Here is a 16,017-nt window from a genome sequence, read left to right on the forward strand (position 1 = left end):
CCCGCCGGTGAGACAGGTCGGTGGCGGTCAGGGCACGACGACGAGGACGTCGCACTGCGACTTGCGCAGGACCTGGACGGAGACCGCGCCGAAGATGCGGCCGAGCAGGGAGTCCACGCCCTTGGAGCCGACGACGACGAGATCCGCCTCGGCCTCCAGGGTGACCAGGGTGACGGCGGAGACCGCCGTCCCCTCGACGACGACGCCCTGGGCGAGGCCGACGCCGCGCTCGATGGCGATGTCGCGCGCCTTCTCGACGACGGCGTAGGCCTCGTCCTCGGTCAGCTGGACCTCGTTCACTCGCACGTCGGCGACCTGCGCGGTGTCGGCGACTCGGGCTTTATCCCGGGCCGAGACGGGATCGAATCCGGCCACGAGGAGCAGGGTGGCGTCGCACAGGCGCGCCATCTCACAGGCTCGGTCGATGACGTGGGTGTTCTCCTCAAGGTTGCCGACTCCGGCGACGATAGTGGTATAGGTCACGGATGTCATCCTCTCGTGTGGCGCCCGGTCAGGCGACGGCGGTCTCGGTGGTAGCCACAGCGGCGGCGCGCACCCTCGGGTCGGCGTCCTTGTCGGTGTCGATCCACTCGATGAGCAGGCCGGCGATGACGAGGAAGACTGCGACGAAGAGCAGGGCGTTGACAGGGTGGTTGCCGAGCAGGTTCTTGTAGATGAAGCCGAAGGTGAGGGTCTGAAGGAGCTGGGGGACGACGATCATCATGTTGACGACGCCCATGTAGACGCCCCGGCGCTCCTTGCGGATCATCTCGGTGACCATAACGTAGGGTACGCCCACGATTGAGGCCCAGGCCACACCAATGCCGATCATGGGCAGGTAGAGGACCGTCGTGTTCTCGGGGCTGCCGATGTGGGTCAGCAGGTAGAGGCAGATGGCGGCCAGGAAGAGGGCCGCGGTGTGGACGTGCTTGGGCCCGACCTTGTTGGCCAGCCGCGCCAGGAAGAGCGCCACGATCGTGCAGGAGATGTAGTAGACGACCATGAGGCCGGTGGCGAAGCCCGAGGCGTCGCTGAAGGCATCGGTCTTGGCGTAGTTCGGGTCGCTCAGGTTGACGCCGAAGTAGGCGATGGCGCACATGAGCCCGAGGTACTGCCAGAAGACGTTCATGGCGTACCACTGGAAGAGGTAGACGAGGGCCATCTTCTTCAGGCCGCGGGGCATCTCGACAATGGCGACGCCGACGTCCTTGACGAAGCCGAAGGGGCCCTCCTCCCTCTTCTTGCGCTCGAGCTCGGCGCGGCCCTCCGGCGTGGGCGGCAGCTCCTTGGTGGAGAGCACCGAGATGAGCACGGAGCCGATGGAGCACACCGAGCCCACCATGAAGGCCCCGAACACCCAGTAGGGGATGCCCGCGGCGGTGGCGCCCCTGAGGATCTTCTCCAGAACCGCCAGCGTGCCGGCGGCCAGGGCCGAGCCGGCGCCGATGAACAGGGCCTGGGTGAGGAAGCCCTTGGCGAACTGCTTGGAGGGCAGGCGGTCGGCGATGAAGGCCCGGTAGGGCTCCATGGCCGTGTTGTTCGAGGCGTCCAGCAGCCACAGGCACAGCACCGCCATCCACACGGCGGTCACGAAGGGCATGAGGAACAGGAAGATGGAGCAGCCGACGGCGCCGATGAGGAAGAAGGGCTTACGGCGGCCCCACTTGTCGCTCCAGGTCCGGTCCGACAGCGCCCCGATGAGGGGCTGGATGAGCAGGCCGGTGACGGGTCCGGCCAGGTTGAGGATGGGCAGCTCGTCGGGGGAGGCCCCGAGGAACTGGTAGATGGGCGACATGACGTTCTGCTGCATGCCGAAGGAGTACTGAATGCCGAAGAAGCCGACGTTCATCAGCAGGATCTGGCCCGTACTCATCATGGGCTTGTGCGCGAGATCCACCGCGCCGTTCTGGGAGGTCTGTGCCATAGGTCGTCCTTGTCCTGGGCCCTGCGGTTGTCGGCGCCATCCGAAGCGGATGCCGTGCCTCCCGTCCGAGAGAGCGCTGTGCGGGACGGCGGGGAGTCTCAGGGGGTGGCAAGGCAATGATCTACCCAACATGGCTAACGTTTGACATGCCTTTAGTCTTACATTGGGTCGATCTGGGCATGGTTCAGGCGCACGATCCGATTATTCCACGGTATGTCTCGTGGAGCACTTTCAAATCCGAAGAGCCGTCGTCGTGCCTCCGACCCCGGCTCCCGCGGGCCCGCAGAACACAGGGGTGCCGCGCCCCGACGGGACGCGGCACCCCAAGAAAACTGCGTCGTGCTGAGAAGGCGGGAGCCCTGGTGCCGTGCCGCGGGCCCCGGCGTCGAACCCTCAGCGCGGCGCAGCAGCGCTCACGCGCGGCGGCAGGCCTCCGCCCTCCTCGCGCCCTCCTCGCCTCGCGGCCGGCTCGCGCGGCTCACTCCCCCGCGCCGCGGGCGTCCGCACCCACGGCAGCGTCGACAATGGCCTTGGCCTCCTCCTGGGCGGCGACCTCGGCGCTGAGCGGGTCCGAGGCGATCTTGGGGTCCCAGGGCTCGCCGCGGAAGGTGAACTCGCCCAGGATCCCCTCTCCCTCGGCATCAACAATGACCTTCTGGCCGCGCTCGATCTCCCCGAAGAGGATCTTCTCGCTCAGGGCGTCCTCGATGTCGCGCTGGATGGCGCGGCGCAGCGGGCGGGCGCCGAGCACCGGGTCGAAGCCGCGCTCGGCGAGCAGCTCCTTGGCGGCGTCGGTGAGCTCGATCGTCATGTCCTGCTCGCTCATGCGCTTGTCGAGTCGGGCGATCATGAGGTCGACGATCTCGCGGACCTCGGTCTTCGTCAGCTGCGGGAAGACGATGAGGTCGTCCACGCGGTTGAGGAACTCGGGCCGGAACTGCTGCTTGAGCTCGCGGTTGACGTGGGCCTTCATCTCCTCGTAGTCCATGGCGCCGGACTCGGTGGACTGGAAGCCCGTGGCCACGGACTTGCCGATGTCCTTGGAGCCGAGGTTCGTCGTCATGATGATGACGGTGTTCTTGAAGTCCACCTCGCGGCCCTGCGCGTCGGACAGGTGCCCGTCCTCCAGGATCTGCAGGAGCGAGTTGAAGATGTCCGGGTGGGCCTTCTCCACCTCGTCGAAGAGGACGACGGAGAAGGGCCGGCGGCGGACCTTCTCGGTGAGCTGGCCGCCCTCGTCGTAGCCGACGTAGCCCGGAGGGGCGCCGAAGAGGCGGGAGACGGTGTGCTTCTCGGCGAACTCGGACATGTCGAGCTGGATGAGGGCGTCCTCGTCGTCGAAGAGGAACTCGGCCAGGGCCTTGGCCAGCTCGGTCTTTCCCACGCCCGTGGGGCCGGCGAAGATGAAGGAGCCTCCGGGGCGCTTGGGGTCCTTCAGGCCGGCGCGGGTGCGGCGGATGGACTTGGAGATCGCCTCGATGGCCTTGTTCTGGCCGACGATGCGCTTGTGGAGCTCGGCCTCCATGTTGAGCAGCTTGGAGGACTCCGCCTCGGTCAGCTTGACCACGGGGATGCCGGTGGACATCGCCAGGACCTCGGCGATGAGGTTCTCATCGACCTCGGCCACCTGGTCCAGGTCCCCGTCCTTCCAGGCCTTCTCCTTGGCGGTGCGCTCCTCGGCCAGGCGGCGCTCGTCGTCGCGCAGGGCGGCGGCGCGCTCGAAGTCCTGGTCGTCGATCGCGGACTCCTTCTCGCGCTTGACCTCGGCGATCCGCTCATCGATGTCGCGAAGCTCCTGGGGGGCGGTCATGCGGCGGATGCGCAGGCGGGCGCCGGCCTCGTCGACCAGGTCGATGGCCTTGTCCGGCAGGAAGCGGTCGTTGATGTAGCGGTCGGCGAGCTTGGCGGCGGCCTCGATGGCCTCGTCGGTGATGACGACGCGGTGGAAGGCCTCGTAGCGGTCGCGCAGGCCGGTGAGGATGCCGATGGTCTCCTCGATACTGGGCTGGTCCACGGTCACCGGCTGGAAGCGGCGCTCCAGGGCGGCGTCCTTCTCGATCTTGCGGTACTCCTCCAGGGTGGTGGCGCCGATGGTCTGGAGCTCGCCGCGGGCGAGCATCGGCTTGAGGATGGAGGCGGCGTCCACGGCGCCCTCGGCGGCGCCGGCGCCCACGAGCGTGTGGATCTCGTCGATGAACAGGACGATGTCGCCGCGGGTGCGGACCTCCTTGAGGACCTTCTTGAGGCGCTCCTCGAAGTCGCCGCGGTAGCGCGAGCCCGCCACGAGGCTGCCCATGTCGAGGGAGTAGAGCTGCTTGTCGCGCAGGGTCTCGGGGACGTCGCCGTGGACGATGGCCTGGCTGAGGCCCTCGACGACGGCGGTCTTGCCCACGCCGGGCTCGCCGATGAGGACGGGGTTGTTCTTGGTGCGCCGGGAGAGGACCTGCATGACCCTCTCCATCTCCTTGTGGCGGCCGATGACCGGGTCGAGCTTGCCCTCGCGCGCGGCGGCGGTGAGGTTGCGGCCGAACTGGTCGAGGATGGCGCTGCCCGACGGTGTGCCCTCCTTGGAGGGGCCGCCGGCGGTGACGGTCTCCTTGCCCTCGTAGCCCGAGAGCATCTGCATGACGGTCTGGCGCACGGAGGACAGGTCCGCGCCGAGCTTGATGAGCACCTGGGCGGCCGTGCCCTCGCCCTCGCGCAGCAGGCCGAGCAGGATGTGCTCGGTGCCGATGTAGTTGTGTCCCAGTTGCAGGGCCTCGCGCAGTGAGAGCTCCAGGACTTTCTTGGCGCGGGGGGTGAAGGGGATGTGGCCGCTGGGCGCCGCCTGCCCCTCGCCGATGACCTCGACGACCTGGGCGCGCACGGCGTCCAGGGAGATCTGCATCGACTCCAGGGCCTTGGCGGCCACGCCCTCGCCCTCGTGGATGAGGCCGAGAAGGAGGTGCTCCGTGCCGATGTAGTTGTGGTTGAGCGCCCGCGCCTCGTCCTGGGCAAGGACGACGACGCGGCGGGCGCGGTCGGTGAAGCGTTCGAACATCGCGGGTTATCTCCTCGGCACGTGCGGTCGGTTGGGGGCGCGGGGGCCGCGCGCCCGATGAGGGCGACGGGCCCAGCGCGGGCACGTGCTGCCAAGGCTAACGGCGCGGCATGGGGGCCCATGCCCCTGTTCGCGGTAGGCGTGAGTCAAGGTTGAGTCGATCCCGCTCAGGAATGGCTGGGGATCGCGCAGAGCCTGCGCGGTTTTGGTCCAGTGCCGACCCACTGCCGACCCACTGCCGGTGCGGAGACCCACTGAGCCCCACTGAGGAGGTCCACCGTCCGCATGGCGGTCGCCGTCATGACATCGCGCCAGGCCAGTGCGTAGGGTGCGCCGCATGGAACACATCTCGCGCATCCTTGCCGGCCACGACGCCCCCGCGTCGTCGGCGATGATCGGCCGCGCGCGGATGATGCGCTGTTGTCGCTGTTCCAGCGCCCGCTGCCAGGCCTGTTGATCCTTCCAGGCCCAGTCCGTCCAACCCTCGCCGCCCAGTGATGGGCCAGCGGCGATAGCTGGTTCGCGCGAGCGGAGCCACTGGCGGTTCCCGCGTCGAAAGCACCCCCAGATCCACTGGAGCACCCCAGAGCGCCCGAAGCACCCCGCTACGGGATGCTTCCAGCGTCTTGCAGATGCCCCAGACGGTCCCCGGATGCTCGGGGCGGCGCGGTAATGCCGAGCACGCTCCCGATGCGCAGGCCCCCGACCGCCTCCGCGGGCCCGCGCCAGCACCCTCATCAGGCCCGCGCCACCCCAACACCGTCATTCCACAGGAGACCACCATGACCGCTTCCCCATCCGCCCCCTCCCCCGCTGAGGCTCCCTCAGCGGCCCCCACCCCCGCGGCCGAGGGGGCGCCCACCGCGCAGGCGCCCGCCGATGCCCCCGTCACCTCCGATAACGCGGCCGATATCCTCGCCGCCGATGACAGCGCCGACGAGCTCGCCGCCGTCGCCAAGCGCTCGACCACGCGCCGGGGCCTCCTCATCGGCGGCTCGGTGGCCGCGGCCGCCCTCGTGGCCGGGGGCGCCTGGCTCACACTGCGCCGCACGAACCAGGGCGTCGTCGGCGCCGCCGAGGAGATCCCCCTCGTCATCGGCGGGGACATCTGCGCCGCCCCGCTCTACGCCGCCTACCACCAGGGCTACTTCGATGACGCCGGGCTCAACGTCACCCTCGTGCGCACCCAGCAGACCGAGGACACGAAGGACGGCGTCGGCGCTGGCAAGTACATCGGCGCCCCGGGCATCTTCTTCTCCTGGCTCGAGCCGATCTACAACGGCCTCAACGCCCGCCTGACAGCGGGCCTCCACGCCGGCTGCCTGCGGGTGGTGGCGCCCGAGGGCTCGTCCTACTCCTCGCTGGCCGACCTCAAGGGCGCCTCGATCGGCGTGCCCTCCCTGTCCTCCTCCGCCTTCGCCTACTTCTCCATCGGCCTGTCCGACGCCGGTATCAACCCCGATCCCTCGGCCGGGGACATCAGCTGGCGCACCATCGACTCCGACTCCCTCGGCCAGTCGCTGACCTCGGGGGATGTCGACGTCATCATGGGCTCCGACCCCGGCGTCCTCCTGCCGGTCCTGGCGGGCACCGGCCACGAGATCGCCAACAACGACGCCGAGCAGTTCTGCTGCTCCGTCGTCCTCAACGGCGACTTCGTCTCCAAGCAGCCCGAGAGGGCCAAGGCCCTCACCGAGGCATGGCTCAAGGGCTCGGCCTACGTGCCCGACCACATCGAGGAGATCGCCAAGCTCGAGGTGGACAACGAGTACGTGGCCACTGAGCAGGACGTCGTCCAGAAGGTGCTGCGCACCTACGGCTTCGACGCCTCCGCGACCCGCTTCCGGGCGGCCATCGAGCCGGGCATCGAGCGCTTCAAGAAGACCGGCTTCATCTCGGCCGATGTCGAGGCGGGCAAACTCGCCGACGCCGTCTACGCCGACCTGGGGATCAGCCAGTGAGCGCCGCGGCACGCGAACCCCAGACCGAGCGCCACGACAGCCCCGCCAGCGCTGCCTCCCCCACCGGCGCTGCGGGGACGGCGGCGCTGGAGTCCCGCCGCCGGGCCCTCGTCCGCGGCGGATCCCTCGCCCTGGCGCTGTGGGCGGCGCACCTCGTGGTCGTCGTCGCCATGCCGGATACCGCGCTGCGCACGGCTAGCCACCAGCCCCTCCTCATCGTCGTCGGGGCCTGGATCGCCGTCCTGGCGGTCTGGCTCGCCTGGGCTCTGGCCCGCCCCGCCTCCTCCGCGGCGGGGGCCCTGGCCCACCGTCTGCCGTGGATCGCGCTGGGCGGCGCGTGGATGATCCTGTGGCAGGTGACGACGGCGAAACTGGACTGGCTCTCACCGCCCTACTTCACCTCCCCGGAGGTCCTCATCGACGCCTTCCGCGGGGACCTCGACCTCATCGCCTCCAGCCTGGGGGCCTCCGCCCTGCTGTTCCTTGCCGGCTACGCGCTGGGCTCCGTGACGGGCTTCATCACCGGGCTGCTCATGGGTTGGTCGCGGCGGGCCGACTACTGGCTCCACCCGCTCCTGCAGACCATCGGCCCGGTCCCGGCCGCCTCGCTGCTGCCGCTGGCGCTGCTCGTCGCGCCGTCGACCTTCGCCTCCGCCGTCCTCATCATCGCCTTCGGGGCCTGGTTCCCCATGGCGACGATGACCCGCGCCGGCGTCCACGCCGTACCCCGCAGCTATATCGACGCCGCCCGCACGCTCGGCGCGAGCGAGGCCTTCCTCGTGGGCCGCGTGGCGATCCCCGCCGCCCTGCCCGACATGCTCACCGGCCTGTTCACGGGCCTGGGGACCTCCCTCGCCGCGCTCATGACGGCTGAGCTCGTCGGCGTCGACCGAGGCCTGGCCTGGTACATCAACTGGGTCAAAGGGTGGGCGGACTACCCCCGCATGTACGTGGGGCTCGTCGTCCTCGTCGTCTTCTGCCGCGCCCTCATGATCCTGCTCTTCAAGCTCCGCTCCTCGCTGCTCGCCTGGCAGCACGACCTCGTCCGGTGGTGACCCACGATGACCAAGAACGCGACCAGCGCCCCCGCGGCGCCCGACCCCGGGAGCACGACGAGCACCGCTGAGCGCCCGCGCGGCGCCGAGGTGGCGCTCACCGGCGTCACCCACCGCTACCCGCTGCACCACGAGCTCGACCACGGCTGGGTCCCCTGGGCGATCCGCCAGGTCTCGCCGGCCGCCCGCGCCCGCTACGAGGCCGAGGCCGCCAAGGGCTCCTCCCTCCACGTGCTCGACGACGTGACGCTCACGATCCCGCCCGGGCAGTTCGTCGCCGTCGTCGGGCAGTCCGGCTGCGGGAAGTCCACGATCCTCCGGCTCCTCGCCGGGCTGGAGACGCCCAGCCAGGGCAGTGTCGTCGTCGACGGCGAGCGGATCACCCGCCCGGCACCAGAGCGCGCCATGGCCTTCCAGGATGCCACCCTCCTGCCGTGGAGGACCGTGAGGGACAACGTGGCGCTCGGGCCGCAGGCGCGAGGGCGCCTGGCCATCGACCAGCGGCGCATCGACGCCGCCCTGGAGATCGTGGGGCTGCGCGACTTCGCCGGCGCCTACCCCTCGACGCTCTCCGGCGGCATGGCGCAGCGCGCCGCGCTGGCCCGGGCGCTGGTCAACCGGCCCCGGCTCTTCCTCCTGGACGAGCCCTTCGGCAAGCTCGACGCCCTGACCCGCTTGGGCCTCCAGGACGAGTTCGCGCGCCTGTGGTCCTCCCAGGCCTTCACCGCGATCCTCGTGACGCACGACGTCGACGAGGCTCTGCGCCTGGCCGAGCGCGTCGTCGTCCTCTCGGAGCGGCCCGCCCACGTGGTGGCCGACCTCGAGGTGCCCGCCGCGCTGGCCGACGCCCCCGCCTCCACCGAGTACCAGGACCTCAAAGCGCGCATCCTCGCTCTCCTGGGCCGGTGAGCGGCGCCCGCGCGGGGGCGGGGCCGGGCTGACATGCCAGCCTTGGTTGTCTGATATCCGTCGGTTAGAGTCCCCTGCCCGGGCCGGGCCCGGCTCCGCGCGGCGACAGCACAGCGCGTGAGCAAACCAGGAGGACACCACCAACATGCCGACGACGGGACTCGCCAAGAGGATCACCCGCCTCAACCGCACTTGAACCAATGACCCCCGGATCGCCCTGACCATCCCCCTCTTCCTCGTGCTCGTGGCCCTCAGCCTCGCCCTGCCCTACGCCCTCGTGGAACTGCCCGGCATCTCCAGCCTGCCGGAGAAGGAGGGCGCCGCCGTCGGGATCCTCGCCTCCGAGGTCACCTGCGCGCTGGGCGGATGGGGGCTCCTCCACCTGCTCGGCTACCGCTTCTCCGAGGCCTCGCCCCTGCGCTCCACGCGGTTCTGGCTGGTGGTGGTACTGGGTTGCCTCGCCGTGCCGCTGAGTGATGAGATCGTCGGGAGGATCGGGGACCTCGTCGAGGGCGCCGGCTACGCCGCGGGCAGCCAGGAGGAGCACGCCGACTCGATCCTCAGCAGCCCCCTGTGGCACACCTTCTTCTCGATCAACGTGCTCGGCCCGATCTTCGAGGAGATCACCTTCCGCGGGCTGCTCCTCAAGTACGTCTTCACCCGGCACGCGGTGATCGGGGTCGTGGCCTCCACGCTCCTCTTCGCCTTCATCCACTCCCCCGCCACCGCCGTGGACTGGCTGTACTACGTCATCCCGGGCGCGATCTTCGCCGTCGCCTACTACGCGACCCGCCGCCTGGAGGCGTCGATCCTCATCCACGCCCTGACGAACCTGTACATCTACGCCAGCGTCCTCGTGGAGGGCTGAGCGCGATGCCCGGCGGAAGGCTGAGCCACAGGCAGTGAGCCCGCGCGGCCGGCCCAGCCACCGCCCCTACTCGCGGTCCTTGAGGGCCTCGCCCAGGTCCACCCCCGCCAGGCGCCGCGCGCCCATGAACCGGGCCAGCGCGTAGCAGGCGAGGACCAGGGCGACGATGATCGCGACCGATGCCGGGTCCAGGGCGAAGCGGAAGGCGGTGGGCTGGGTGGAGATCATGCGCAGCCAGATCGGCCGCATGACGAGGTAGGACAGGGGGATGCCCAGCGCCAGGGAGGCGAGGATGACGACGAGGTAGTTGCCCAGGTAGAGCCGCCCGACCTCGCGCTCGTCGTAGCCCAGCGCCTTCATGAGGGAGATGGCGTAGGCCTCCTTGTCCACCACCATGCGCATGAGGAGCACGACGACGAGGATCGTCATGATCGTCGAGGCGCCGAGCAGGGTGGTCATGTGGGGGCCGAGCGCGTCGGTGAGCGCGTCGATGTCCTCCTCCATCCCCGCCCGGCTGATGACCTGGGCGCTGACGGCGTCGAGCTCGGGGCTGGGGGCGCTCGCCATGACGGCGTTCGTGGCCGTGGCCGGCTGGCCCGCCAGGGCGTTGGCGGTGTCGAGACTGGACATGAGGGCGGGCTGCGGGTAATCGACGACGCCCGCGACCACCGCGCTCCGACTCTCGCCTCCCGGGCCGCGCAGGGTAAGGGGGTCACCGTCGTCGAGGCCCTCGCGCAGGGCCGTGGCCGAGGAGACGTAGATCCGCCCGTCGCTCAAGTCGAGGCCCTGGCCGAGGTAGGGGTCCGCCTCCTCCAGCCCGAGGAGCACGGCGTTACTCCCGCTTCCCTGACTCCCCTGCGCGGTCTCGAGGCTGACTGGGCGAACCGCGAGCGCCTGGGCGCCCTCCGGCAGCGCCCCCGGGGGCTCCTGCCCGGGGGTGAGAACATAGAGGTGGGAGAAGGGGATCGTGTCATGCACCGAGTCGGCGAAGGACTCGATGCTGTCGCGCATGCCGAGGCCGAGCACCATGAAGAGCACGGCCAGCACGACGCCGACGAGCATGACGGCGCTGGTTCGCCATTCACGGATCGCCCCGCGGAGCCGGAAGCGCGTGGGGAAGGAGAACCTGGTCAGTCGGGCGCCTGCCCGCCTCCCGGTGCCCAGTTCGCGACGCAGGAGGGCCAGCGGCTCCTTGGTGAGCCTGCGGCGCAGCACGAGCGCCCCGATGGCCAGGACGATGAGCACGGGCGCCCCGACGCCGAAGACAACCGCCCGCCCCGTCAGCCCGATCGAGATCTCGGGGAGGGAGTAGTAGGCGGCGTCCGAGGCCAGGTACGGCGCGAGCAGCAGTCCCGTCCCGGTGCCCGCGCAGGAGCAGACGACCGCCAGGGCCACCGGCAGTGTGAGGTAGTGACGGATCAGCTCGCCGGGAGTGAGCCCGAGGGCGTAGAAGGTCCCGATGACGGGGGACTCCTGCCGGATGTCCTCGGCCACCATGACCGCCAGGAGGTAGGCGATGACCACCAGCGCGAGGATGCCGGCGATGTATGAGGAGCTCTCTGTCAGTGCCAGGTCATTCGCTCCCGTGGTGATCCGCCCGTTGGAGTCCGCATCGAGGACGGAGACCACCACGACGCCGGAGGGCGCGCCAGCCCGCATGACGAGGGCGGCGGCCTCCTGAATGCTCATGCCGGAGGCGCCCAGGTCCACGGCATATCCGTGGATGGGCGCGAGCTCGCCAGCGGGCCAGGCGCTCATCGTGCCGGGCGCCACGAAGGCGGTCCCGAAGGCGCGCGAGTCGACGGCGAAGTCGGAGGCGCGGGGCACGACGGTGGTGTAGTCCGGGCTGGAGCCGATGCCCGTCACCCGGAGCTGGCGGCCTCCGGCCTCGATCGCATCGCCGACGCCGATGGCGTGCTGGGCCGCGTAGTGCTTCTCGACGACGGCCTCGCCGTCGGCGGTGGGCAGCGACCCGGCGTCGAGGTTGATCCGGTCGACGCGTGAGCGGGACTCGAAGAAGCGCAGGGTCGAGCCCTGCGGTCCCGCGACGTCCGCGTAGGTCGTGTCCTCCAGGACGACGCCAGTGGCCTCGACGGCCGCGATCTGGTCGGCGCCCAGGGCGCCGGTGGTCTCGATGGCGCCATCCTCGAGGTTGGCGGCCGCCCGTCCGTCGCGCAGGGCGCTCAGGGAGGCCTGGCTGGCGGAGGCGCTCCCGATGGCCGCCGCGATACCGACAACGATGAGCGCTGCCAGGAGGGCATACCTCGTCTTCTTGGACCACAGGTCGCGCGGCAGCTGGTGGCGAAGCACCGGCAGGGGCCCGCGAGACCTCACCATGACAGGGCCTCCGCGCGCACCGGCGCCTGGGTGGCGGAGGACTCCCGCACCTGGCCGTCGCGCACGACGATGCGCCGGTGCGCCATGCGGGAGATGGCCTCGTTGTGGGTGACGATGACGATGGTGGTCCCCAGGTCCTCATTGACCCTCTGGAGGAGGGCGAGCATCTCCTTGGAGGTGGAGTAGTCGAGCGCGCCCGTGGGCTCATCGCACAGCAGTACCTCGGGGCGCTTGGCCAGTGCCCGTGCGATGGCGCAGCGCTGCTGCTGGCCCCCGGAGAGCTGGGAGGGGAACTTGTTCTTGTGCTCGCTCAGCCCCAGCGTGTCCACCAACTCGCCGATGGGCATGGGGTTGTCGGCCAGGTGCTCGCAGACCTCGATGTTCTCCAGCACGGTCAGGTTGGGGACGAGGTTGTAGAACTGGAAGACGAAGCCGACGCTCTCGCGCCGGAAACGGGTGAGGGCCTTCGGGCGCAGGCCGGTAATGCTCTGTCCATTGACGGTGATGGAGCCATCATCCGGGCGGTCCAGTCCGCCGATGCAGTTGAGGAGAGTGGATTTTCCCGATCCACTCGCGCCCACGACGACGCAGATCTCCCGGTCCTCCACGTGGCAGCTGAGGTCGCGCAGGACCTCGACCCTCCCATCGCCCTGGCCGAAGGACTTGCTGATCGACTCGACGACGATGGACATCCTCATCCTCCTGCGCAGCGACATTTCATCGTTGGCGCGTACGCCAAAACGATAGACAGATCGGAAGCCCCTGACAAGAGTCCTCGCAGAGCATAGACCCTCTGGCCTCCGGCGAGGCTCAGGCCTCCAGCAGGATCGTCACAGGGCCGTCGGCCTCCATCTCAATGCGCATGTCAGCCCCGAAGCGGCCCGTCGCCACCTCCAGGCCGCGCCCGCGCAGGTCCTCCACGACGGCGTCGACGAGGGGCTCGGCCACGGGGCCGGGGGCCGCCGCGTTCCAGGTCGGGCGCCTCCCCTTGCGCGCATCGCCGTAGAGCGTGAACTGGGAGACGACGAGCACGGGCGCGCCCGCGTCAGTCACGGAGAGCTCGCCGTCGAGGAGGCGCAGATCGGCGATCTTGCGGGCGATCGTCGCCACCTGCGCGGGGCCGTCGTCGTGCGTGGCTCCCACGAGCACCATGAGGCCCGGGCGCGAGATCTCCCCGACGACGTCGCCGTCGACCCGCACCGCCGCGCGGGTGACCCGCTGGAGGACAGCGCGCATCAGCGGCGCCAGCCCTTCGAGCCACCATTGCCCGGACGCCGGATCGTCGAGCGCACCCGGACCGGCCGGTACATCCGGAGGGCCGGGCGCACATCGGCGAGGTAGACGGCGTTGGCCACCATCCCCAGCAGCCCGAACAGGGACATCTGCCCCATGAGCAGGACCACCGCGAGGCCAGCGGCGTTGACGCCCACCCAGAAGCCCTTGCTGCGCTTGCCAGCGGCGATGTAGTGATCGGGCTGACGGACGAGGGAGTCGACCAGCGCCCAGACGCCGATGATCATCCCAGCCGCGAAGAATGCCCACTGCAGGTAGAAGAGGGTGTAGTAGAGGGCTGTCGCGATGCCGATCAGAATGCTCACGCCTCCACCCTAACGGCTCACCGCCATCGGGCTAAGGGCCGCCGCGCCCGGGCAGAAGCGGCGCGAGGGGATGTCAAGGCCCCAATCGACATCAACATCGGCAGCCAGTGGACCGGCGCGCCACCGCTCACGCGGAGCGCGGTCCGCTGGCCAGGCCGCCCGCGGTCCCGCCATTGCCGAGCCCGATACCGCGGCCGCCCGCGCGCAGTCCCGCACCCGGGCGCTGCGCTGGGCTCGCCTGCGCGCGCCCCTCGGGACTCACCAGCGGCTCCTGGGCGGCGTCCACCGCGCCGGCCCTGTTGGCAGTACCTGCGTCAACCGCGGCCGCCGCAGACGCCGCCCCAGTGGCGGGACCCACGGCGCCGTCGTCGTCTGGATCAGCCACATCCACCAGGAGCGCCGCGTCCGCGGGCACGCCCCGGCGCAGGAGGGCGAGGGCGATCGGGCCGAGCTCGTGGTGACGGGCGACGCTCGTCACCACGCCCACCACCCGCTCCCCCAGGCGCACGGCGGCGCCCGGAAGGGGCGCCTCGCCCGTGAGGCCGTCGAGCTGCAGGAGGGTGAGGCGGCGGGGCGGGCGCCCGAGGTTGAGGGTGCGGGCCACCGTCTCCTGGCCCGGGTAGCAGCCCTTGTCGAGGTGGACCGCGGTGCGCAGCCAGTCGAGCTCGTGCGGGATGGCGCGCTCGTCGGCCTCACGGGCCCAGCGGGGGCGCCCCGCCTCAACGCGCAGCGCCTCCCAGGCCAAGGACCCGGCCAAGCGGCGCCCCTCGCCCCCGTCGAGGAAGGCATGGGCGATCGCGGGGACGCGCTCAGCGGGGACGAGCACAGCGGCGGCGCGGTAGCCCTTCCCGGGGTGTCGGGCGGCCTCGAGGCCGACGTCGTAGCTCGTCCCGCCGTCGACGACGCCGGGCCAGGGATCGCGCCAGGTCACAGGCAGGCTCGGGAGGGGCTGGGCTGCGGCTCCGGCCTCGGGCTCGGCTCCCGGGCCGGTGGTGGGCCCGCCATCCTCGGGGCTGGCGGCGCGCGCCGCCTCCTCCAGGGCGGCGATGCCCGCGCCCATCGCGCCGAGGATGGCGACGTCGTCGCGCGGCGCCACCTCGACGCGCAGCATGAAGCGCATCCGCTCCAGGTGCTCGGCGAGCGCCGGCCCATCGCCCGCGTCGACGACGATCCAGGCGGTGGCGCCGTCGTCGACGACCGCCAGGGCGTGGGAGATCCGCCCGTGGGCGTCCAGGATGAGGGCCTCCGCGCCGCCGTCGCCCGGGAGCAGGCCCGTGAGGACCTGGCTGGTCAGCGTGGTGAGCCAGGAGAGGCGATCCGGCCCGCTCACGGCCACGACATCCCTGGCCAGGGCGGTGATCGCCTGCCCCTCGGCCAGGGCGGACTGCTCGCGCAGGGGGTTGCCGTAGTGCGCGGGGACGGCGGCGTCGGGGCTCGCGGCGTCCTCGGCGATGGCGCCGGGAGAGCCCAGCAGGGCGGAGCAGCGCATCAGCGGGAGGCCTCGCCGTCGTCGGGGCCCTCAGGAGGCTCGGGGTGCTCGGCGGGCTCGGGAAGGAGCGCGCCCGGCTGGGTGGCGGGGTCGTCGGGGTCCTCGACCCGCCCGAGGCGGCCGGAGGCGTAGCTCTGGAGCTCCTGTCCGAAGGCGGCCATGTCCTGCGCCCACATGAGGTCCCCGCCGACGAGCCCGACAACGCGGGTCATCTCGGTCATGGGCGCGCTGGTGCGGGTGCGCCCCACGGCCTGGGTGCCGATCTGGGCGCGGGGGCCCTGGATCCAGCCCTCCCAGACGCCGACCTGCCCGGCCGGGTCGGCCGAGACCACTTCGAGGCGGGTGATCGGGGTGCGGGTGTCGGCGTCATCGGCGTCGGGCTGCTCCTGGCCGACGGGGCGCCAGTAGGCCGTCTCCGTGGACCAGATCTGGGCCGGCGCGATGCGCGTGGCGCCCTCGAGGCCGGGGACCTCGAAGTCGAGGTCCTCCGAGCGCGTGGCGTCCAGGGTCCACACGGTGGTGATCTGGCGAAGGTAGGGGCCGCCGTCGTGCTCGAAGACGATCTCCTGGTAGACCGCCTGCTCGGGAATGGTCTCGCCGTAGGTGAGGATGCCGTAGCCGCGCCAGGTGCCGACCAGCCAGGCGAGCGGGTAGAGCTCGGGGGCCAGGTCCTCGGGGAGGGAGAAAGTCATGCCCCCACCCTAAGCCGCCACCCCGCCCCCTCCATCGAGACCGGGCGAACAGCACGGCGAGACCGGGCGAACAGCACGGCGAGATGCGAAACCACGCGGCAATCCACAATCTCGCGGTGCTGTTCGCCCGGTCTCGCTCATAGG

Annotated in this window: 13 protein-coding genes; 4 read left to right on the plus strand and 9 right to left on the minus strand. The window is 70.8% G+C overall.

What is annotated here, in order from left to right; all coding sequences use genetic code 11:
• Positions 1 to 27: 27 nt before the first annotated feature.
• The 3 genes from A1QA_RS0102995 to A1QA_RS0103005 all read right to left on the minus strand — a co-directional run bounded on the left by A1QA_RS0102995 (position 28) and on the right by A1QA_RS0103005 (position 4,964).
• Entirely contained in the window at positions 28 to 483 is a 456-nt protein-coding gene (locus A1QA_RS0102995) for a universal stress protein (RefSeq protein WP_017177448.1), read from the minus strand.
• A gap of 28 nt (positions 484 to 511) precedes the next feature.
• On the minus strand, positions 512 to 1,924 hold the full coding sequence (locus A1QA_RS0103000; protein ID WP_017177449.1) for an MFS transporter: 1,413 nt from the start codon (positions 1,922 to 1,924) through the stop codon (positions 512 to 514).
• 478 nt (positions 1,925 to 2,402) lie between these two features.
• Complete coding sequence (locus A1QA_RS0103005; protein ID WP_017177450.1) at positions 2,403 to 4,964, minus strand: ATP-dependent Clp protease ATP-binding subunit; 2,562 nt, start codon at positions 4,962 to 4,964, stop codon at positions 2,403 to 2,405.
• A gap of 782 nt (positions 4,965 to 5,746) precedes the next feature.
• On the opposite strand from A1QA_RS0103005, the gene A1QA_RS0103010 reads away from it, so the two are divergent.
• The 4 genes from A1QA_RS0103010 to A1QA_RS14835 all read left to right on the plus strand — a co-directional run bounded on the left by A1QA_RS0103010 (position 5,747) and on the right by A1QA_RS14835 (position 9,757).
• Entirely contained in the window at positions 5,747 to 6,925 is a 1,179-nt protein-coding gene (locus tag A1QA_RS0103010; protein WP_017177451.1) for an ABC transporter substrate-binding protein, read from the plus strand.
• Positions 6,922 to 7,980, plus strand: a complete 1,059-nt coding sequence (locus A1QA_RS0103015) for an ABC transporter permease (RefSeq protein ID WP_017177452.1) — start codon at positions 6,922 to 6,924, stop codon at positions 7,978 to 7,980. Before A1QA_RS0103010 ends, A1QA_RS0103015 begins: the two co-directional genes overlap by 4 nt.
• A 6-nt stretch (positions 7,981 to 7,986) precedes the next feature.
• Positions 7,987 to 8,889, plus strand: coding sequence for an ABC transporter ATP-binding protein (locus tag A1QA_RS0103020; RefSeq protein ID WP_017177453.1), 903 nt, complete (start codon positions 7,987 to 7,989; stop codon positions 8,887 to 8,889).
• A gap of 238 nt (positions 8,890 to 9,127) precedes the next feature.
• On the plus strand, positions 9,128 to 9,757 hold the full coding sequence (locus tag A1QA_RS14835) for a CPBP family intramembrane glutamic endopeptidase (RefSeq protein ID WP_017177454.1): 630 nt from the start codon (positions 9,128 to 9,130) through the stop codon (positions 9,755 to 9,757).
• Positions 9,758 to 9,823: 66 nt separating this feature from the next.
• On the opposite strand, the gene A1QA_RS13190 is transcribed toward A1QA_RS14835, so the two are convergent.
• The 6 genes from A1QA_RS13190 to A1QA_RS0103055 form a co-directional block, all read right to left on the minus strand.
• Complete coding sequence (locus A1QA_RS13190) at positions 9,824 to 12,094, minus strand: ABC transporter permease (protein ID WP_017177455.1); 2,271 nt, start codon at positions 12,092 to 12,094, stop codon at positions 9,824 to 9,826.
• A complete protein-coding gene (locus A1QA_RS0103035) occupies positions 12,088 to 12,786 on the minus strand; it encodes an ABC transporter ATP-binding protein (RefSeq protein WP_017177456.1) in 699 nt (232 codons plus the stop codon). Before A1QA_RS0103035 ends, A1QA_RS13190 begins: the two co-directional genes overlap by 7 nt.
• Before the next feature lie 118 nt (positions 12,787 to 12,904).
• A complete protein-coding gene (gene dtd / locus A1QA_RS0103040; protein ID WP_017177457.1) occupies positions 12,905 to 13,330 on the minus strand; it encodes a D-aminoacyl-tRNA deacylase in 426 nt (141 codons plus the stop codon).
• Positions 13,330 to 13,692, minus strand: a complete 363-nt coding sequence (locus A1QA_RS0103045) for a DUF2516 family protein (RefSeq protein ID WP_017177458.1) — start codon at positions 13,690 to 13,692, stop codon at positions 13,330 to 13,332. The genes dtd and A1QA_RS0103045 overlap by 1 nt, the downstream gene beginning before the upstream one ends.
• A 127-nt stretch (positions 13,693 to 13,819) precedes the next feature.
• Complete coding sequence (gene ygfZ, locus A1QA_RS0103050) at positions 13,820 to 15,181, minus strand: CAF17-like 4Fe-4S cluster assembly/insertion protein YgfZ (protein ID WP_017177459.1); 1,362 nt, start codon at positions 15,179 to 15,181, stop codon at positions 13,820 to 13,822.
• Positions 15,181 to 15,873, minus strand: coding sequence for a heme-binding beta-barrel domain-containing protein (locus A1QA_RS0103055; RefSeq protein ID WP_017177460.1), 693 nt, complete (start codon positions 15,871 to 15,873; stop codon positions 15,181 to 15,183). The genes ygfZ and A1QA_RS0103055 overlap by 1 nt, the downstream gene beginning before the upstream one ends.
• Positions 15,874 to 16,017 lie beyond the last annotated feature (144 nt).

Origin of the sequence: Actinomyces timonensis DSM 23838, from assembly GCF_000295095.1 — a bacterium.
GTDB classification, from domain to species: Bacteria; Actinomycetota; Actinomycetes; order Actinomycetales; family Actinomycetaceae; genus Actinomyces; species Actinomyces timonensis.